The sequence below is a fragment of the Mariniphaga sp. genome (genome assembly GCF_041687215.1).
Classification (GTDB): domain Bacteria; phylum Bacteroidota; class Bacteroidia; order Bacteroidales; family Prolixibacteraceae; genus Mariniphaga.
Map to the genome: position 1 here is coordinate 1 of NZ_JAWLCI010000063.1, position 20,082 is coordinate 20,082.

20 protein-coding genes are annotated in these 20,082 nt (G+C 40.0%); 10 read left to right on the forward strand and 10 right to left on the reverse strand.

Translation table 11 applies throughout. The annotated features are described in order from the left end of the window. The first annotated feature begins 341 nt into the window (after positions 1 to 341). Both ACESMA_RS17485 and ACESMA_RS17490 read left to right on the forward strand, forming a co-directional pair. Positions 342 to 902, forward strand: a complete 561-nt coding sequence (locus tag ACESMA_RS17485) for a peroxiredoxin (protein ID WP_372950152.1) — start codon at positions 342 to 344, stop codon at positions 900 to 902. Positions 903 to 948: 46 nt separating this feature from the next. Beyond that, positions 949 to 1,356: a hypothetical protein gene (locus tag ACESMA_RS17490; RefSeq protein ID WP_372950153.1), complete on the forward strand. Its 408-nt coding sequence runs from the start codon at positions 949 to 951 to the stop codon at positions 1,354 to 1,356. A 6-nt stretch (positions 1,357 to 1,362) separates the two neighbouring features. Here ACESMA_RS17490 and rmuC read toward each other — a convergent pair whose 3' ends face one another. From rmuC to ACESMA_RS17510, 4 genes are all read right to left on the reverse strand, one after another. After that, complete coding sequence (rmuC, locus tag ACESMA_RS17495) at positions 1,363 to 2,760, reverse strand: DNA recombination protein RmuC (protein WP_372950154.1); 1,398 nt, start codon at positions 2,758 to 2,760, stop codon at positions 1,363 to 1,365. Positions 2,761 to 2,845: 85 nt separating this feature from the next. Next, positions 2,846 to 3,928, reverse strand: coding sequence for a 3-oxoacyl-ACP synthase III family protein (locus tag ACESMA_RS17500; protein ID WP_372950155.1), 1,083 nt, complete (start codon positions 3,926 to 3,928; stop codon positions 2,846 to 2,848). Between the two features lie 24 nt (positions 3,929 to 3,952). Next, a complete protein-coding gene (locus ACESMA_RS17505; protein ID WP_372950156.1) occupies positions 3,953 to 4,702 on the reverse strand; it encodes a UDP-2,3-diacylglucosamine diphosphatase in 750 nt (249 codons plus the stop codon). A gap of 22 nt (positions 4,703 to 4,724) precedes the next feature. Continuing rightward, complete coding sequence (locus tag ACESMA_RS17510) at positions 4,725 to 5,882, reverse strand: thioredoxin-like domain-containing protein (RefSeq protein ID WP_372950157.1); 1,158 nt, start codon at positions 5,880 to 5,882, stop codon at positions 4,725 to 4,727. 170 nt (positions 5,883 to 6,052) lie between these two features. Here ACESMA_RS17510 and ACESMA_RS17515 point away from each other — a divergent pair, with 170 nt between their 5' ends. Next, positions 6,053 to 6,988, forward strand: a complete 936-nt coding sequence (locus ACESMA_RS17515) for a bifunctional riboflavin kinase/FAD synthetase (RefSeq protein ID WP_372950158.1) — start codon at positions 6,053 to 6,055, stop codon at positions 6,986 to 6,988. 1 nt (position 6,989) lies between these two features. Here the strand turns inward: ACESMA_RS17515 and ACESMA_RS17520 are convergent, their stop codons facing one another. The 3 genes from ACESMA_RS17520 to prmC form a co-directional block, all read right to left on the reverse strand. Then, positions 6,990 to 7,397 (reverse strand): hypothetical protein, encoded by a 408-nt coding sequence (locus ACESMA_RS17520; protein WP_372950159.1) that lies wholly within the window; start codon positions 7,395 to 7,397, stop codon positions 6,990 to 6,992. Between the two features lie 71 nt (positions 7,398 to 7,468). After that, entirely contained in the window at positions 7,469 to 8,533 is a 1,065-nt protein-coding gene (locus tag ACESMA_RS17525; RefSeq protein ID WP_372950160.1) for an endonuclease/exonuclease/phosphatase family protein, read from the reverse strand. A gap of 82 nt (positions 8,534 to 8,615) precedes the next feature. Next, entirely contained in the window at positions 8,616 to 9,455 is an 840-nt protein-coding gene (gene prmC, locus ACESMA_RS17530; RefSeq protein WP_372950161.1) for a peptide chain release factor N(5)-glutamine methyltransferase, read from the reverse strand. A 47-nt stretch (positions 9,456 to 9,502) separates the two neighbouring features. On the opposite strand from prmC, the gene ribD reads away from it, so the two are divergent. Further along, the gene (gene ribD / locus ACESMA_RS17535) at positions 9,503 to 10,543 is read left to right on the forward strand and encodes a bifunctional diaminohydroxyphosphoribosylaminopyrimidine deaminase/5-amino-6-(5-phosphoribosylamino)uracil reductase RibD (RefSeq protein ID WP_372950162.1); all 1,041 of its coding nucleotides are present in this window, start codon (positions 9,503 to 9,505) and stop codon (positions 10,541 to 10,543) included. On the opposite strand, the gene ACESMA_RS17540 is transcribed toward ribD, so the two are convergent. After that, positions 10,540 to 10,959 (reverse strand): DUF6146 family protein, encoded by a 420-nt coding sequence (locus ACESMA_RS17540; RefSeq protein WP_372950163.1) that lies wholly within the window; start codon positions 10,957 to 10,959, stop codon positions 10,540 to 10,542. The two genes, ribD and ACESMA_RS17540, sit on opposite strands and share 4 nt — an antisense overlap. Positions 10,960 to 11,071: 112 nt before the next feature. Between ACESMA_RS17540 and cls the strand changes: the two genes are divergently transcribed. The 6 genes from cls to ACESMA_RS17570 all read left to right on the forward strand — a co-directional run bounded on the left by cls (position 11,072) and on the right by ACESMA_RS17570 (position 17,513). Then, the gene (cls, locus tag ACESMA_RS17545) at positions 11,072 to 12,523 is read left to right on the forward strand and encodes a cardiolipin synthase (RefSeq protein ID WP_372950164.1); all 1,452 of its coding nucleotides are present in this window, start codon (positions 11,072 to 11,074) and stop codon (positions 12,521 to 12,523) included. A gap of 66 nt (positions 12,524 to 12,589) precedes the next feature. Then, positions 12,590 to 12,778 (forward strand): hypothetical protein, encoded by a 189-nt coding sequence (locus tag ACESMA_RS17550; RefSeq protein WP_372950165.1) that lies wholly within the window; start codon positions 12,590 to 12,592, stop codon positions 12,776 to 12,778. A gap of 2 nt (positions 12,779 to 12,780) precedes the next feature. After that, the gene (locus ACESMA_RS17555) at positions 12,781 to 13,269 is read left to right on the forward strand and encodes a DUF6036 family nucleotidyltransferase (RefSeq protein WP_372950166.1); all 489 of its coding nucleotides are present in this window, start codon (positions 12,781 to 12,783) and stop codon (positions 13,267 to 13,269) included. Between the two features lie 221 nt (positions 13,270 to 13,490). Next, positions 13,491 to 13,850, forward strand: coding sequence for a BlaI/MecI/CopY family transcriptional regulator (locus ACESMA_RS17560; RefSeq protein ID WP_372950167.1), 360 nt, complete (start codon positions 13,491 to 13,493; stop codon positions 13,848 to 13,850). Continuing rightward, positions 13,850 to 16,288, forward strand: a complete 2,439-nt coding sequence (locus tag ACESMA_RS17565) for a TonB family protein (protein WP_372950168.1) — start codon at positions 13,850 to 13,852, stop codon at positions 16,286 to 16,288. The genes ACESMA_RS17560 and ACESMA_RS17565 overlap by 1 nt, the downstream gene beginning before the upstream one ends. 46 nt (positions 16,289 to 16,334) lie before the next feature. Next, a complete protein-coding gene (locus tag ACESMA_RS17570) occupies positions 16,335 to 17,513 on the forward strand; it encodes a tetratricopeptide repeat protein (protein WP_372950169.1) in 1,179 nt (392 codons plus the stop codon). 70 nt (positions 17,514 to 17,583) lie between these two features. Here the strand turns inward: ACESMA_RS17570 and ACESMA_RS17575 are convergent, their stop codons facing one another. Together ACESMA_RS17575 and dnaG are read right to left on the reverse strand one after the other, a co-directional pair. Continuing rightward, complete coding sequence (locus ACESMA_RS17575; protein WP_372950170.1) at positions 17,584 to 18,066, reverse strand: pyridoxamine 5'-phosphate oxidase family protein; 483 nt, start codon at positions 18,064 to 18,066, stop codon at positions 17,584 to 17,586. A 5-nt stretch (positions 18,067 to 18,071) separates the two neighbouring features. After that, on the reverse strand, positions 18,072 to 20,033 hold the full coding sequence (dnaG, locus tag ACESMA_RS17580; RefSeq protein WP_372950171.1) for a DNA primase: 1,962 nt from the start codon (positions 20,031 to 20,033) through the stop codon (positions 18,072 to 18,074). Between the last annotated feature and the right edge of the window lie 49 nt (positions 20,034 to 20,082).

The window sequence follows — 20,082 nt, forward strand, 5'->3', positions numbered from 1 at the left end:
TCTCATAATCAAAATTTTTTTTTGTTAATAATTTTCGAGTATAGAGAGAATCGGGTATTTTTGAAATAGCTACCCGCGAAGGCGGGTTTAGTTCAACATGGAATAAAAGTACATAAAAAAAACATTGATTGTCAATTTTTTGAATGTACAGAGAAAGAAAATCTATCAATATTGTTAACAAGCTAAACGTAATTATTACTAAAATTATCAGGATTTTACATCAAAATATGGACATAGAAAATCGGATTTTAGAAGATGAATGAATAAAAAAAAGAAAACATTCCGAAACCTTTTCCCAATTAAACTGTAATATTTGCAGATAATAATAAAACTCAAAAAAAATGAAAACACTATTCTTTTCTCTCTTGATGATAATCTCAGTTGCCCTGTTTGCCCAAAATGACTTAAACATTGGCGATAAAGTTCCCGGCTTTGAAGCGTTTGCCGATGATGGCAGCACCTGGAAAATGAAAGATTTTGTAGGTGAAAAATACCTGGTGGTTTATTTTTATCCGGCTGCCATGACCGGAGGCTGCACTGCCCAGGCCTGTGCTTACCGCGATTTGAGCAGCGACCTTGAATCGCAGGATGCACTCGTAGTTGGCGTAAGTGGCGACAATGTGGAGGGGTTAAAATTCTTCAAAAAAGCCCACAACCTGAACTTTACACTGCTTTCCGACGAAACTGGAAAAATTGCGCAGTTGTTTGGTGTGCCAACCCGAGACGGAGGCACATTTAAAAGCGAATTTAACGGCCAGGCTTTTGAGCTGGAAAGAAATATAACAACCAGCCGCTGGACCTTTATTTTGGATAAAGAAGGAAAAGTGGTATATAAAAATGATGAAGTGAATGCACAAAAAGACACCGAAGAAGTATTGGAATTCCTGAAAAACAATACCTGACAAGATTTTTCAATTTTCAAATTCAAAACAATAAAAACCAAAAATCATGAAAAGACTACTGCTGGCCTTTTTTTCAACCTGTTTGTTTTTACTTAGTTCACCATTAATAATTATGGCAGAAACACCTGAAAATACTGATGGTGTAACCATTGATTTTTATTCCGGGGGAAAATTGATGCATTCCATTAATTCAGGGCAGGAACGAATTACAATTTCCAAAAGTGGAAATTTTCTCTGGACAATAACCTATAAAGTTGACAAGGAAAATTCGATTATGAAATTCAGTGGTCCCATAAGAATTATTGAAGTGACACTGAAATTTGATATTGATGGAGATGGAGAACAGGAAACGATTACTGACACCATGGCTGTTTTAACCAAAAGCGGTAACCTGAAATTTGTTTTTCATTCAAACGGAGCAGGAAAACGGCTGCCTTGCGGTTGGGATTTTTAATCTGGTTTAAACCAATTCATTTTCTTGCGAATCATTTAATTGAAATTCATTTTCAACTAAATTTTTCGGAAGCTCTTTGGTTGCTTTTGCTCCAAGCCTTTTAATTTTTTCCACCCGCCGAATTAAATTTCCGCTGCCGGTGTGGAGTTTATTCATGGCCTGATCGTAAGTTTTTCGTGTTGAATCGAGCCCTTTTCCGATGCTTTCCAAATCGCCTACGAAATTCACAAACTTGTCGTACAGCGCACCGCTTTGCCGGGCAATTTCCAGGGCATTTCGTGTTTGATTTTCTTGTTGCCATATAGAAGAAATGGTGCGTAAAGTAGCCAGCAATGTTGACGGACTGACAATTACCACTTTCTGGTCCCAGGCAAACGAGAAAAGCTCCTGATCTTCCTGAACTGCGAGGCTGAATGAAGATTCGATGGGAATAAAAAGCAGCACAAAATCGGGTGAATTCAGATTTCTCGCTGTTTGGTAGTGTTTTTCGCTCAATCCTTTGATGTGTGTTTTCAAACTAACCAAATGTTCCTTCACAAATCTTGCACGTTCCTCTTCAGTTATGGCATTCACCGCCCTTTCGTATGCAACAAGTGAAACTTTAGAGTCGATAATGATGTGCTTGTTGTCGGGAAGGTTTATTATCACATCAGGCTGAATGCGTTTCCCGTCATCCGACATGTCGCTGAACTGTTTCTGAAAACCTTGTTCTCCCTCATTCAGCCCCGAACGTTCCAAAATCCGCTCCAGCACCACTTCGCCCCAGTTGCCCTGTTTTTTCACATCGCCTTTCAATGCTTTGGTCAGGTTGCTTGCTTCTTCGCTAATTCGATGGTTCAGGTCATACAATTTTTTCAATTCAGCACGCAAATCGGTCTGGTCTTTTAGCCCTTTCTGGTAGGTATCTTCCACTTTTTTTTCAAACAGTAAAATCTTTTCTTTTAAAGGTGTAAGTACTTCACCCATGTTTTTCTGGTTAGCCAGGGTAAATTCTTCACTGTTTTTTTTCAGGATTTTGGAGGCGATGTTTTCAAATTCGGTGGTAAACTTTTTCTGAATTTCTTCCAGCTCGGCCTTTTGGGTTTGCAGTTTTTCCTGCAAATTCAGGTATTCGGATTTGGCTTTTTCGAGCCGGCCAACCAAATGCGTGTTGTCTTCACGAAATTTTTGCAGTTCAACTTTCCAGTTATCTGCCTCAGTTTTCAGTGAGTTAAACCGTTCTTCCCAAATAGTAGCTTTTTTTTCTGATTCAAAACGCTGATTTTCAAACAACCGCTCTTTCTCCATGAATTCACCTTTCAGGAGAGCAATTTTCTTTTGATTTTTCAGATGGAGAAAAAAGACAGCGGCCAGTGAACCCAAAAAAATAAGACCGATAATCAGGATAAAAATTTCAATATTCATGCCGGTTAAAATTTGAACAGTTATAAAAAACGGCTCAATTTAACCAAAAGCAATAAGTAAATCCAACTGAAATGATGATAATTTATTACCACTTATAAACGATGGAATTGATATTCATTCCGGCACCTACAGAACAAAGCACCACATAATCTCCCTCGTTAATTTCCTGACCCTCAATTTTGTCTTTCAACACCAAATCGAGTAATGTTGGAACTGTGGCAGTTGAGGAATTTCCCAGGTAACGAATGCTCATTGGCATTATTCCTTCCGGGATTTCTTTTTCACCATATAATCTGAATAATCCGCTAAGAATTGCTTCGTCCATTTTTTCGTTGGCCTGATGAATCAGCACTTTTTTAATGTCGCTCAAATGAAGGCCGGCTTTGTCGATACTCTCTTTAACAACCCCCGGAACATTTTTAATGGCGTAAATATAAAGTTTGTGCCCCGACATTTTTATCCACAGTTCATCGCCGGCAATTCCCGGATTATTGGAATCGCCCAGTGTGAGCAAATTGGCATAAGTTACAGAATCGGAGCGGCTTGCATGTGAAATCATTCCTGTTGGTTCTTCACTTTCAACAGCTTCAACAATGGTGGCGCCTGCTCCGTCGGCATAAATCATGGAATCGCGGTCGTGCGGATCGGATATACGCGAAAGCACATCGGCGCCCACAACCACGCCACGTTTCATAAAACCACTTTTTATAAATGCATCGGCTACAATCATAGCCTGTGTCCAGCCCGGGCAGCCCGAAATTACATCGTGACAAATGCAAGCCGGATTTTTAATGTGCAATTTCATTTTTACCTTGTTGGCCAGTCCAGGTAAAATATCAATACGGACATTGCCTTCTTCAATGTCGCCAAAATTATGAGCCACAATAATAAAATCAAGACTTTCTTTTGAAATTTCGGCCGATTTGCAGGCTTCTTTAACTGCCAGAACAGCCAGGTCTGAAGTTACCTGATCTTCTGCAACATAACGCCGTTCTGCTATGTTGGTAATTTCGTAAAATTTCTGAATGATTTCTTCATTCGATTTATCGAAAGGCTCTTTTGTGGCTGCATCGTAAAACAGGTAATCCAGAAAGTGATTGTTTTTTACCACTTTGGGCGGAAGATAACTTCCTGTTCCTATAATGCGTGTATAAATTTCTTTTGCCATAACTTTCAACTTCTCAACTAACCTCTATTCTTCAAATTTGTTCAAAACAAAATTTTCTCCATCAAATACACCGTATGAAAAATTTTTAATCCAGTCTCCCAGAAGGATAAACCGTGCATTTTGTTTTACCTCAACATTGGTCATTTGGTGCCGGTGGCCAAAGATAAAATAATCTATCCACTCCTTCTCCAAATATTTTTCTGCAAATTTATACATACATTCATTCTTAACCTTAAATTCTTCTTGCTTGTTTAATTTGGACAAGCGGCTTGATTTTGACCATTGATGAGCCATATGAAAAGCAAAATTGGGGTGAATTCTTGAAAACCACCATTGTAAGGTTTTACTGGTAAATATTTTTTTCAGAAACAGGTAACCTTTATCTTCAGGATCGAGCCCGTCGCCATGCGCCAGGAAAAACTTTTTCCCTTGTATTTCGGTAATGAATTCATCGCGGTGAAGGGTAAGTCCGATTTCCTGCGGAAGATAGTCGAAAACCCAAACATCGTGGTTTCCGGTAAAAAAATGAATGGAAACCCCTTTGTCGGACAAATCGGCCAACCGGCCAAGAATTCGTGTAAATCCGCGGGGAACCACCTTTCGGTATTCAAACCAGAAATCAAAAATGTCGCCCAGAAGGTAAAGTTCAGCTACGTCATAGCGGATGAAATCGAGCCAGCGGGCAAACCGCAATTCACGTTCGTGGTTGTTGGTGAGCGCTGGCGCCCCAAGGTGAACATCCGAAATAAAATATATTTTTTTTCTTTCTGACAAGACAGTGCTATTAAACAATTTTTCAGTTGAGAAGTTGAGCCAGAGCCCTGTCAAGAGCGGGGCCTTTCAGGTTCTGTGCAATTATTTCTCCATCCTCATTCAGAAGATAATTATAAGGAATGTTTTGAATGTTGTAGGCTCTTGCGGCCAGGTTGCTTCCTTCCATATCACCTACGTTTATCCAGGATAACCGATCCTGATCGATGGCATCAACCCAGTCAACGCGGTTATCATCAACACTTACCTGGTAAATTTCAAACCCTTTATTTTTGTATTTCCGGTAAGCTTCAACCAGAGCTTCATTTAAAATGCGGGAATTACGGTCAAGTGCCGACCAGAACTGGAGTAAAACAATTTTACCCCGTAAGGATGAAAGGGCAATTTCTTGTCCGTCAGGATTGGGCAAAATTATTTCAGGACTGTTTTCGCCCTGTTCCTGAATCATTTGACGAAGTTTCGCATTCTTTTCTTCCTGCAGCAATTGCACTGTATTTTGGTATAAAGCCTTCACATGCCCAGAGTTGGGATAAATGGTATTTAAGGCCGAAGCGGCAACACGCATGGTGTGCAAGTCTTTTATAATATATTCCTGATCGTCGAATTTTTGATATAATGCCAAAACACTGGCCATTGAAAAAGGATTGTTCATAACGAACTGCGTAGAAAATTCAGTTTGTGCCTGTTTGACCGAATCGTAGGCAGCATCCCATTCAACCCTCATTTGCTCATAATCCGGATTTCCGTGGTACAAATTATTTAACGACTGTATTGAATCCAGTTTTCGGCGGGTTTCTAAAAGCTGATCATTCAGGTTTTTTACAAGAAGCGAGCCCATTGAACCTTCAACCCGGTAACTTCGTTCGAAATTGGCAGCATCTGCCTCCACCATAACTTGTTCAACCGAATCAATAAGCAGGGTAATAAATTTATTCTCTGAAAATTTTAACAAATAATAGGTTGGAATACTGGTTTTTCCTGTAAATTCAAATTCGCCGTTTTTATTAATTTTTACCGAATCTACAAATTTTGTTGAGGCTACCTGAAGTTCTTCAAGATACAACGTCTGACCCTCTGCGTGGGTAATTTTTCCGCTCACCGAAAATTTATCTTCTTTTTTGCTGCAACTGGCAACCAGCAATCCCGCAATAATTCCTGCTATGAGTAATTTGCTGAAGTTCATCGTAATTTTTTAATTAAAGGCCGTAAAATTAACAATTTCCCCTGTTTGAAAAATAAGATTTCAGGAAAATAACAATATTTAATGAATAGCATGCCGGGCAAATTTTCCGGCATGAGTTACCAGATAATTCAGGAAAAAACTTTATGTTCGTTGCCCGTCAATTTATTATAGTGAAAATACATACCGAAATAAACAGTTTTAAAGCACATAAACCGGTGGTAACCATTGGCACATTCGATGGATTACATCTGGGGCATCAGAAAGTGCTTAACCGTTTGATTGACTTTGCACGGAGCCACGGGGGTGAATCTGTGGTATTTACATTTTACCCGCATCCAAGATTGGTAATTGCGCCTGACGAAACCAACCTGAGACTTTTAACTACACTGGAAGAAAAAAAAGAACTGTTTGCCCGGTCAGGAATCGATCACCTCATTATTTTCCCCTTTACCAAAGAATTTTCGCAACTCACTTATTCAGAGTTTGTGGAGCAAATTCTGGTGAAAAAAATGAACACACATTGTCTGGTTGTTGGGTACGACCATCGGTTTGGAAAAAACCGGGAGGGTGGTTTCGAATATTTACAAAACTGCGCAGATAAATTCGGTTTCGAAATTGAAAAGCTGGAAGTTTTATTGGTTGATGAAGCGCATGTAAGTTCTACTCATATAAGGGAAGCGCTGGAGAAGGGTGACGTTGCACTGGCCAATAAATTTCTGGGATACCGGTTTACCTTGCACGGAACAGTGGTGGAAGGCGAGCGCGTTGGCCGGAAACTGGGATTTCCCACAGCTAATATTGAAGCTTCCGATCCTCATAAATTAATTCCCGGCTACGGAGTTTATGCTGTGGAGGTGTTACTTTCAGGAAAAAAATACGGTGGAATGCTGAATATCGGTTCCCGGCCTACATTTAATAAAAATGCCGATAATCGCAGCATCGAAGTGCATATTTTTGATTTTTCGGGCGATATTTACAACAAAGAAATTACGCTGGTTTTTGCCGGAAAAATCAGAAACGAGGAAAAATTCAGCAGCGTGGATGCGCTGACGGAGCAATTGAAAAAAGATAAAATTGCGGCGCTAAATATCCTTTCAGAAGATTAACCTATTCAACAAGAATCTGCCGTTCCAGAAATGTTCCGTCAGGTTGTTTTATTTTGAGGTTGTAATTACCGGTTTCTTTAAGCAGTAAACTTAATTTCTCACCGTTTAAACCAACCATTACATCCGAACAAATAGTTGATTTTACATTCAGTTTTCCCTGAGCTTCGACCAGGATTGTTTTGTTTTGTTTTTCCGAAACAAATTCACTGAAACTGTAACATCCGTTATATCCGATATAACCAAAAAATTCCAACTCAAAAGATTGGTTTGCCAAAATGGTTTCAGGAATTGAAACGCTGTCAACCTGAATGAGAAAGTATTCATAATCCTCATCTTTTTGACAGGAAGAAAAATAACCTGACAAAAAAATTACCAGGCCGGCAATCATAAGGTTTTGGATTATTTTCATCGCAATAACTATTAAAAATTCAAATCTGTAAGTACATGATTCACAATGAAGCAAAAAAGTTGCGTCCGTTTTTAATACGGTATTCTAACTAATTCTGTTGAGACCGGCAAGTGGTCGGAATGGAGAAAATCGTGTGTTTTAAAATTATACGAGTCAAAAACAGGGCTGTGAAAAATATAGTCGATGCGCAAAGCTGGTAATTTATTGACAAATGTGCGGCCAACTCCTTTTCCCGAGCCAACAAACGCATCTTTTAAACCATCGCGCAACTGCTGGTAGGCAAACGAGGTTGGAGTTTCGTTCAAATCGCCGCAAACAATTATCGGGTAAGGTGTTTCATCCATTATTTTCCGGATAGTTTCCACCTGTCTGGCCCGCATTTCAAATCCTCTTTTCAGTTTCGAACCCATTTCCCGTGCTTCCTTCAAATCTTCTTCTGTGGTAACCCCCGAATCGATTATTGAATAATTTTTGGGGTCAATCCCGTAAGAATGTAAATGCACATTAAAAACCCTTACTGTATCGGTTCCAATCAGTATGTCAGTATAAATGGTGATGTTCCGGGAATTTTCAAACCGAATTTCATCCATATTAACAATGGGGAAGCGTGTAAATGTTACAGAACCAAAAGTGCTGCTGGTGCGGGCAAACTGGTAGTGGTTTATAAAATCAAGGCTCTCAACGGTTTTGGCCAGATTGAAAATATTGTTCTGCCTGAGTCTTGCTTCCTGCAGGCAAATAATATCAGGGCGCTGTTCCTTTAAAAAACGGGTAATTTCATCTGCCGTTTCATCAGATGAAAGTTTTCCGTTTCCTCTGAAATGGTGAACATTAAAAGATAATATTTTAATATCGCCTCTTTCAATAGATTTTCCCTGAATTTGTACATACCGGCTAAGTACTCCCCAACCTGCTAGAATGATTAGTAAAGAAAACAAAATATAGCGCGGACTAAGAATTAACCAGAAAACTACAAAAAACAGGTTTATACCCAAAATAACCGGGTAAGCAAGTCCGAAAAAAGAAGGAATCCACCATTTTTCAGGTGAAATATAGCCTGAAAAGTAGGCAATTAAAAGCGCCAAAACGGCCAGCAAATTCAAACTTAATGCGATAAATTTTAACAGTTTTCTCACGTCCGTATTTAAAAATTCACTTTTTTCAGTGTTGTAAAAATGCCAAAGTTTTCGGGAATTCCTTAATCTTTCTGAAAAAATATTACTTCCGGCAACGAATCATCCGCTCTTTTCCAAACAAATCTTTTTTAATGACAATTTCCCTGAAACCAAACTTTTCAAGCAACTGCATGGTTTCTTTACCCAGGTTTTCATTGATTTCGAAAAACAACCATCCGTTTTTTTCCAGATATTTTTGGGCAAATTCAGCAATTCTCCGGTAAAAAAGTAACGGGTCAGCATCGGAAACAAAAAGCGCTTTTCCCGGCTCGAACTTTAACACGTTCGGAAGCATCGCCAGCTTTTCCGATTCCCGAACATAAGGCGGATTGCTGACTATCAGATCAAAATTTTCCCATTCATAATCTTCCCACCTCAAAATATCAGCCTGAAAAAAATTCACATCCAGGTTGTTTATTGTTGCATTTTCCCGCGCTGTTGCAAGGGTTTCTTCAGAATAATCAACAGCTAAAACACGCGATTCGGGAATCAGTTTTTTCAATCCCAGCGCAATGCACCCGCTGCCAGTTCCAATATCAATTACAAAAGATCCGGGTTGCAAGCTGGTTTCCGAAATCCAGTTCAACAATTCCTCAGTTTCCGGACGTGGAATAAGCACTGCCGGATTTACTTTCAGTTTCAACCCAAAAAATTCGGTTTCACCCAAAATATACTGAATGGGTTCATGTTCTTTTAATCTTTTTACAATTTCTGAAATTAACCTTTTGCAATTTGCATTGAGCTCACTTTCCCGCATTAGCACCTGCGCGGTGTAATCCAGTCCGCAAACATGTTCCAGAATCAAACGGGTAAATGCCTTTACTTCAGTTTCAGGATACAAACCGTTTAATTCTTTTTGAACGTATTGAATAGTCGCCTTCATTGTGTTACTTTTGGCAGGGTAAAGATACTTTTTCCCTGCAAATGGAAATGAATGAAAAATACATGAGCCGCTGTATTGAACTGGCCAGGTTGGGCGCAGGCAGCGTGGCGCCCAATCCGATGGTGGGCTGCGTAATTGTTTGCCAGGAAAAAATAATTGGCGAAGGATTTCATCAGAAATACGGAGAGGCACATGCCGAGGTGAATGCCATCCATGCTGTTTCGCAACCTGAGCTTCTGAAAGAAAGTACGCTTTACGTTTCGCTGGAACCTTGTGCGCATTTTGGGTTAACACCACCCTGTTCCGATTTGATTGTGGAAAAACAGATTCCCAAAGTGGTAATTGGCACCATCGACCCTTTTTCAGAAGTGGCTGGAAAAGGAATAGAAAAACTCCGAAAAGCTGGAATTGAGGTGGAAGTTGGGATTCTGGAAAAAGAATGCAGGGAACTGAATAAACGCTTTTTCACTTTTCACGAGAAAAAACGGCCATTCGTTATTTTAAAATGGGCACAAACGCTTGATGGATTTATCGATATTGACAGGAATCGCGAAAATTTTGGCCAACCTACCTGGATTACAGGCGATTTGGCGCTTCGGCTCGTACATAAAATCCGCTCTGAGGAGGGCGCTGTTCTGGTGGGAACAAATACCGCCGAAAAAGACAATCCTTCGTTAACTGTTCGTCACTGGGCGGGAAACAATCCGGTGCGTGTGGTTTTAGATAAAAACCTGCGGCTCTCCCCTGCCCTTAATTTGTTTGATGAAACTTCGAAAACACTGGTTTTCAACGAAAAAAAAAATGAAACCAACAATAAAACTGAGTGGATAAAAATTGATTTTGAACGCGAAATTCCTGCTCAAATTCTTGAAGCATTATACCACCTTAAAATTATATCAGTTATTGTTGAAGGCGGGAAACAGTTGCTGGAAAGTTTTATCCGGCAAAACCTGTGGGATGAAGCGCATGTTTTTATCGGCAATAAATTCTTTTACAACGGTATTTCAGCGCCGAAGATTCAGGGAAAAATTTCAAAAAGTGAGTTGCTGGAAAACGACTGGCTTAAAGTTTTTATCCATGACCACTAAAAGGAAATACTTTGGGGTCCGCCTGGCATTATTTCAATTTTCAACACCCGTTCAACATACATAAAATAATAAAACAATCTGTGGTTCAGCTCAAAACCATAATCAATATTGGGCTCGTAACCTACAATAGGTTCAAAAAACGAACTTTTTCCCGGCTGTGTGGCATTGTAGTTCCAGGCATTTACATACTGGCGGTTCCAGTTTTCGTAATACTGCTGCGAACGGTATTGCGAAGGATTATTATGCAAGGCATACCATGTTTCAAACTTTGAATCGAAGGTTTCCAACTGATATTCAATTGAATCTTCAACTGCAACCATTTCATCTTTGTTTTCTTCAATTTTAACAACACCCTTTTGGGTTGAACATGCCAGTACAAAAAGAAATGCAATAACTATTAGAATTATTTGTTTCATCGTTCTTTCCATTATTTCCAAACACTTTTTAATACGAATTTCATTCCAAAATTGTTTATACAATGTTTTTTTATGAATTTTAACACGAAAATATCAAAATGCAAATTGAATTATGCGTTTGGGACTTGATTTTTGGTCGGTTTTTTCTTTAATCTTTCTGGTAACTGCTATTCCGGTTGCCATAATGATTATTTTGGAAAGGCGCTCTCCGTTTAAAACGGCAGCCTGGGTGCTGGCGCTCATTCTTCTTCCGGTTTTCGGTGTGGTATTTTATCTTTTTTTCGGTCAGGAGTACCGCAAAAAGAAGCTTTTTTCGCGCAAAGGATTAAAAAGTCTGAACCGATATCGCCAGCTTTCCTTCAGGCAGTTACGGCAGTTTGAACAGTCGCTTCAAAAACTGTCTCCAAAAGTCCGCGAAAAAGAAAACATTGTTCGGTTACTGCTAAAAAATTCTTCGGCATTGCTAACCACCGGAAACAAACTCAAAATTTTGAACAATGCCAAAGAAACCTTTGAGGCTATTTTTTCAGCCATAGAAAATGCCCGTCACCATATCCATCTGGAATATTACATTCTGGAAGACGACAAAATAGGTAATCAGTTAACAGACCTTCTCATAAAAAAAAGCAACGAGGGCGTTGAAATCCGAATCATTGTTGATGATGTGGGTAGCTGGGGATTAAAACAAAAATTTTTAAACAGGCTCCGGCAAAACAGAATCGAAATATATTCATTTATGGAAGTCAGGTTTCCAAGACTTACCTCGCGGGTAAACTACCGCAATCACCGTAAAATTGTGGTGGTTGACGGAAAAATCGGATTCACCGGAGGAATTAATTTTGCCGACCGCTATTTAAAAGGAGTAAAAGAAATTGGACCCTGGCGCGACACTCACCTGCAAATTGAAGGGGATGCAGTGAATTGTTTGCAGGTGGTTTTTGCAGCCGACTGGTATTTTGTGATACAGGAGAATTTAACCGGTAAAAAATATTTTCCTCCACTTAGCGAAACTCGCGAAACTCCTGTTCAAATTTCAGCCAGCGGACCAGATTCTGACTGGGACAGCATTGGCCAGGCATTTTTTGCAGCCATTTCTGGTGCTCAATCCCAAATTTTTATTGCAACTCCCTATTTAATGCCACCCCTCGAAATTATTTATGCATTAAAAACAGCGGCGCTTAGTAATGTGGATGTTCGCATTTTAATGCCCGAAAAATCGGATTCTGTTATTCCACACTGGAGTTCATTTTCTTATATTGAAGAACTACTGGAAGCGGGTGTGCGTGTTTTTTTCTATCAAAACGGATTTATACACAGTAAATATATAATTGTAGATGAAGTGTTTTCAACCGTTGGTACTACCAACCTCGATTTCCGAAGCCTGGAAACAAATTTCGAAGTAAATGCATTTATTTACGACGAAGGTTTTACTTCCGAACTGGAAATGCAGTTTAAAACCGATTTAAAAAACAGCCGCGAAATAAAACTGGATGAATGGCGACAACGAAAATGGCACTTCAAGCTTCGGGAATCAGTGGCGCATTTGGTGAGCCCGTTAATGTGAATATGCTTTGTAAATTCTACTTTTAAAACAACAGAATCATTACTTTTACAGAAATAACAAAAAGTTATGGAACCTGAAAACAGTTTACGCTTTGAAACCAAAGAAGAGGCCAATGAGCGCAGAATGCAGGAAGCACTGAACCGCACTCCACATGAACGGCTGATGTTTTTTCTGGAGATGGTAAGAGAAATGCAGTTTTTTAAAACATCGAAACAACACCCTAACAGTTTTAAAAAAAACTTTATCATTGAATAAGTATGTTGGAATATTTTCCTGACAGAGTTAAAAAATTTATTGAAATTGCCCACAAAAATAATCTCAAAATGATTCTTGTTGGCGGAGGAGCTGTTAATTTCCATGGTTATCAACGTCATTCGGCCGATATAGACTTTTGGATAAACGTTACTTCCGAAAACATGCAAAACCTGATAAAAACTTTACAAAATTTAGGTTACGACATCCACGAAATTCCTGATCAGGTTTTAAAAAAACAACAAAATATTTCAATAAAAATAAGCCCTGTTTTTGAACTTGAATTAATCACTAACTTTAATCCCGGGAAGACTTTCGATGAAGCACTTTCGGATAGTGAAAAAGTTGAAAAGGAAGAATTATATTACCACGTATTAAGCTTCAACGACTTGATTAACAGTAAAATTTCATCACCACGTCCTAAAGACAAGCTGGATATTGAAGAACTGCAAAGAATCAGAATGAGAAAGAAACAAGGAAACAACAACACATAATTTTTTATTGCTTTTTATTAACGTTTGAATTGATTACAACTGAAAATTCAGTTAAAAAACTGAAAAAATAGTTGCGTAACTGAAAAATCAGTTTTATATTTGTTGTGTGAATCTGTCATTCCGAACTCGTTTCGGAATCTCATCGAATAGATGCTGAATCCGCCAGTTGGCGGACAGGATGACGTTCATAAATAACATGTTTGTGTTTTAAATCTTGCAAAATGAAAAAACTTACACGAAAGGAAGAAGAGGTAATGAAAATCCTCTGGCGGCTAAAAAAAGCGTTCGTAAAAGATATTATTGAAGAATATGACGACCCAAAACCACACTACAACACGGTTTCGTCGCTGGTTCGGCTGCTGCAGGAAAAAGGCATTGTAGGCTACATTCAGTACGGAAATACGTATCAATATTTTCCGTTGCTTTCAAAAGAAGAGTACCGCCGCTCGTTTATGAAACAGGTGGTGAGCGATTATTTCGACAATTCGTACAAAAGTGCAGTGGCGTTTTTCGTAAAAGAAAAAGGCCTTTCGCCCGAAGAGCTGGATGAACTGATAAAAATGATTCAAGACAAAAAGTAATGGAAAGTTACCTCATTTATATCGGGAAAGCGGCATTGGCAGCCGGAGCATTTTACATCGCTTACCTGGCGCTGTTTCAAAACCGGAAACAGTTTCTATTCAACCGCATTTACCTGCCGGTTTCGCTGGCGCTGAGTTTTATCATTCCGCTCATTACATTTACCACGGTAAAATATATTGAAGCTCCGGCGACCGATGCAAACAGTTTTGCCTTTCTGAGCCAGGCTGCTGTTGTAACCGAGACTTATTCTGAAGCTCCTGAACTTTGGCCTCACTATTTGTTCGGGCTTTATATTTTGGGAATTGCCGGATTCCTGCTTCATTTGCTGGCAGGCCATTTTAATGCTATTCGAATGGTACAAAAAAGCAGTGTAAAAAATCTTTTTGGCTGCCAGGTGCACGTTACCAAAAAAGACATTCATCCATTTTCATTTTTCAATAAAATTGTGCTTTCAGAGAAAACATTAAACAGCCCCAACCTTGAAATAATAGTGGCCCACGAAAACATTCACGTAAAAGAAAAACACACGCTGGATATTCTGGCTACCGAACTTCTTTTTTTGCTGCAATGGTTCAATCCGTTTGCCTGGCTGATAAAAGACGCTGTAAAAAACAACCTGGAATACAAAACCGACCATGAAATTGTAAAAACCAACGATCCGCAATCCTACCAACTGGCCATGGTTGCCCTGGTCGACAAAAAAGGCGTGGCGCCATTTTTAACTGCGTTAAACGGATCGCAACTTAAAAACCGAATCATCATGATGAAAAAGAAAACTGAAAACAAATTTGCCCTGCTGAAACAACTTGTACTTCTGCCGCTGCTGGCCGTTTTGGTGATGGGACTTTCGAACCGTGAAGTAAAAACTGAATTCATTCAGCAACATTATGAAACCTTAGAAATACAGACTGAAATGCAAATAGATACTATCGTTTCAGCGGAAAAAACAGAAAAAGTCCCGTTACATTTAGAACCTGACCAAACAGGCTATAAAGCAAGCGTTATTTTCAACTCTGCTGCAATCAACACTACAACGGAACCACTGTATGTTGTTGACGGAAAAATTACGAAAGAAATAAACCAGATTCCACCCCAGGATATTGAAAGCATTGACGTGCTGAAAGATATTTCTGCCACTGCGCTTTATGGAAGCAAAGGCAAAAATGGTGTGATTTTGATATCCACAATTTCGAAGTCGTACCAATATTTGAATGACAATGCGCAAAATGTCCGGCCGGTTCCAAAGGAAGAAATCAAGGATTTGGAAGAGATGCCAGAATTTCCGAGTGGGGAAGCAGCTTTAAAACAATACATTGCCAGCAATACCAGGTACCCGGAAAGTGAAAAAGAGAGCGGAATTCGGGGACGTGCTTATGTAACCTTCAAAATTACAAAAGAGGGCAAAGTAACTGATGCCAGAATTGCCCGTGGGTTACATCCGCCCATGGACAAGGAGGCCGTCAGGGTGGTCAGTTCAATGCCCGACTGGAAACCCGGTAAAAAAGATGGAAAACCGGTTGATGTAAATTACACCGTTCCGGTTGAATTTACTTTGAAAGGTTATCCTGTAAGAATGAGTCGGACAACTCAAAATCTTTCGGTTGAAAAACCACTGTATATTATTGACGGAGAAGAATTTAAGGGAAGCATGGATGACCTGAATCCCGACGATATTAAAAGTATCGACGTTTTGAAAGGAGAATCAGGTACGCAGCACTTCGGCGAAAAAGGCAAAAACGGCGTAATTCTGATTTATACCAAAGAAGGGGGGCGCAAGTCCCTGCAGGGAAAAATTGATAACTCAAAGCTGGAATCAAATCAGAATGCCTCAAAAATGAGGCTAAGATCGGCTCCCGGAAGTGAATTTCCTCTTTTCATATTGGATGGCAAAGAAGTAGCAAACATTGACGATGTTAATCCTGAAAACATTGAAAAAATTGATGTCCTGAAAGGAGAATCAGCCACAGAACTTTATGGCGAAAAAGGAAAAAACGGGGTGATTGTTATCACATCCAAACAAAAAGCAGAGACAAATTCAATAACATCTGAGTTGGAGTTACGGAAATTTATTGCCAACAAAATTAAATACCCGGTTGAGGCACAGAAAAACAACGTACAGGGAACTGTTGATATTTGGGCTGTGGTTGAACACGATGGAAAAATTACTTACTTCTATGAAAAGCGGCCTGCGGTAAATATTGTTCCCATTGATGAAGTTGTTGTTGTTGGCTACAGTACGAAAAAAAAGAGAACAGGAAATGAGGCCGCCAAGATTGAGGATACTCCCACCGAAACCGGCGAAAAAGACAGTTCCGAGTTATTTTCACTTCTAAAAGAAGAGGTTAAAAGAGTAGCAAAGTCTTCTCCGGCAATTGAAGTGCCTGAATTGAAAGGAAAAACTGTGAGGCTTCGTGTAAAATTTGAATTACAGAAATAAACGTAAGAACGACCTTTTTTATAATTTCATTCCAAAATCTTAAAAAATGAAAAAACCAATAATTCTTCTAAGCCTTTTATTTTTTATAATTCTGTCTGGTTGTTCTCCCAGAACAAAGGTTACCAGTTCTCAAAATCTGAAAGAAGCAGGAAAATTGGATGAAGCTTTGACAACAATAGAAGAGGCTGCCAACCCAAACCAGGAAAAAGCGGAAAAAACCCTTTTATGGCCGCGAACATGGGAAGTCAGGGGAGAAATTTACCAGGCATTTTATCATTCTGAAAAACTAAGTATTAAAAAGTTAGTAGAAAACCCTTTGGATGAAGCGCTTAAATCTTACCAAAGGGCACTTGAACTGGATGAAAAAGGAAGGTTTACAAACAGCATCAAAGTCAAATTGACGCTGCTTTCCAACGATTTTACAAATCAGGCAGTTGAAGCATTTAACAATGAAAAATTTGATCTGGCTTTAAATTCTTTTGAGCAAATACTGGCAATCAATGATATACCAATATTCAAAGATGATAACCCAAATGTCATAGATACCGCAATTATATACAATGCGGGGCTTGCAGCATTAAAAGCCGAAAATTTCGATAAAGCAATTGAGTATTTTTCAGAAGCGGCGCGACATGGTTATAACGGAGCAAAAATATTTCCCGTTATTGCGGGGGTTTATGAACAAAAGAAAGACACTCTTGCCGCATTGAAGGTTTTAAAACAGGGGTTTGAGAAATATCCTGCTGACATGGATGTTCTTGCCAGTATGATACAAACATACATAAACCTCGAACGAAGAGCGGAAGCCTTGGAATATCTCAATATGGCCATTGAGAAAGACCCTTCCAACGCTACATTTTTTCTTGCCATGGGCAGGTTATATGAAGAAACTGACGAAGATGAAAAAGCTTTAAAAGTTTATCAAAAGGCAATTGATATTGATCCGGAATTGTTTATGGCCTGGTACAATATCGGTGTTTTTTACTACAACAAAGGCGTTCAACAATGGGAAGTTGCAGGAAAAGTTCCGGCCAATGACAATGAAACTTACGAGCGGGAACTCAAAAAAGCAAACGACTGGTGGGAGAAATCGCTGCCATTTATGGAGAAGTGCCATGAACTTGATTCCGAAGAAGAAACTACCATAGAATCGCTTAAAAACTTATATTACCGGTTGAAAAAAATGGATAAATATGAGGCCATGCTTGAGGAACAACACAATTAAAACTGGTTTTAAATTTGGTTGCAGGCTACCGCTTTAAGGTGAAACCAACTGCCAACTATGACTCACAAACTCAACGATTCCAGGGAGTCACAGCTTTCGCGCCAAATTCTTTGGCCGAAATTTTTTCGATGTGCACCTTTATGATTCCCACATTTTTTACAGCCGGTGCATTGAATTTAAATTTTCGGTCGCTGTACTGGGCCATTAACAAATGCAGGCAACGTTCTTTTTCGTTGTAATCGTCAATAATTTCAACTTTCCCTTCCACGAGTACAGACACTGATTTTACCCGGTAGCTGCAGCCCACGCGCACATCCTGCCAGGCCAAATCTTCGCCCTGAGTCCAGTTGATGCAAACCTTCGGGTTTTTATGCAGCGTTTTCCACATGCGGCCGCTTTGGTCGGAGTGGAGAATCACCGCATCGCCATCCAGCGCAAAATTCATGGGCAAAACGTACGGCGAATCATTTTCCGACATAGCCACATAACATGTTTTGCACAATTTTATGATTTTTTCGATTTCTGCTCTGTCTTCAATATTGATAGTTCTCATTCCAATTAGTTTATCGCCCGGCTGCCAAGCTTTTCCGACAAATATTTCTCCACCCGTTTCAGGTTCATGTATTTCGATTGCTCTTCAATAATACGATCGAAATTATTTTCTTTGGAAGCGCTGTCAATGGCTAATTCAATTTCGGCCATCATCAGTTTAATCCGCATAAGTTTGTATTCATAAACAATCCGCGGCACAAGGTAATCGAGTATTTCTTCTTCTTTTTCAGTAAATGCACCTGCTTTTGTCCAACGTTTGCTTTCAATAAATTTTTCTGAAAGCAAATCGGTAGCCAGCTTGCTCACATCCGAGTTGGCGTGGTAAATGAAATATTTCCAGGGATCAAAATTTTCATTGTCCAGGTTTTCTTTCACCTCGTAAAAGATTTTCCGGAACAGCGGATTTTCAGGCACCAAATCGTCGTTTTCCAACTCATCTATCATGTATTCGCTGACCTTCACTTCAACTATTTCGTTGGGGTTCTCCCCTTCTTCCTCAAAAATAACGGTGTTGCAATGTTTTAAAAGAAAACGCAAAAATTCAAGTTCTTCTATCAGAAACTCGGTTGGTTTAATTTCTACAGGTTGTTTTTGCTGCGGTTCTTCAAAAAAGTTGGGTTGAACATCCCGGCGTTCCCGCATCTCCTTTTTCCGAAACTCGTCATTCTGTTTATGCTTTTGTTTTCTGACTTCAGTATATAGAATTTCTTCATTCACATCCAGCAATTTGCTGCATTCCTTAATGTAAACCGAGCGGGTAATCGTATCCGGAATTACAGCAACCGAACGAATAACTTCCGAAATCAACCGAGCCTTTGCTACCGGATCTTTTTCGGCATCTTTCAGCAGCAAACGGGTTTTAAACTGAATAAAATCGGTTTCATTTTCATCAATGTATTCGCGGAAACCGCTGGCGCCTTTTTCCTTTGCAAACGAATCGGGGTCTTCTCCGTCGGGCAGGAGCAACACTTTCACGTTCATGCCTTCTTCCAGCACCAGGTCAATTCCGCGCAGTGAAGCTTTGATGCCGGCTGCATCGCCGTCGTAAATAATGGTGATGTTGGGTGTAAACCGCTTTACCAGCCTAATTTGCTCAGAAGTAAGCGCCGTTCCCGACGAAGCCACCACGTTTTCAATGCCCGCCTGGTGCATGGAAAGTACATCGGTGTAACCTTCCACCAGGTAACATTTTTCAGTACGGGCAATTTCGCGTTTGGCCTGAAAAATACCGTACAAAACTTTGCTTTTGTGGTAAATTTCCGACTCGGGCGAGTTGAGGTACTTGGCCGCTTTCGGATCGTCTTTCAAAATACGGCCGCCAAAAGCAATCACACGCCCGGCCAGGTTGTGAATGGGAAACATCACCCGACCTGCAAACCGGTCGCGCACCCAGTCATCGCGTTTTATGGAAAGCCCGGTTTTTTCGAGGAACTCCATTTTATAACCTTGTTTTTGGGCAGCTTCGGTAAACGGCGCTTTTCCGTCGGGTGAGTAGCCCACTTCAAATTTTTTCAGAACGTCGTCGCGGAAACTGCGCTCGCGGAAATAGCTCAGGCCAATGGTGCGGCCTTCGTTTTCTTCCCACAGGTTGCGGGTAAAATATTTTTGCGCAAAAGCCGACACAATCATCAGGCTTTCGCGTTCGTCTTTCAGTTGTTTTTGCTCTTCGGTTTCCTCCTCTTCCACCACATCAATACTGTACTTACGAGCCAGCCATTTCAGCGCTTCGGGGTAGCTCAGGCTCTCGTGTTCCATAATGAAATTCACCGAGTTACCGCCTTTTCCGCAGCCAAAACATTTAAAAATGCCTTTGGCAGGCGAAACGGTAAACGACGGGGTTTTTTCGTTATGAAACGGGCACAAACCCAGCATGTTAACTCCGCGCCGCCGCAGGGTTACAAATTCGGAAACCACGTCGGTAATGTCCGCCGCATCCAGTATTCGTTGTATGGTAGAATGATCAATCACGGGTACAAATGTAGGTATTTTGGGTGGAGGAAACGAGGGAAAAAAGTCT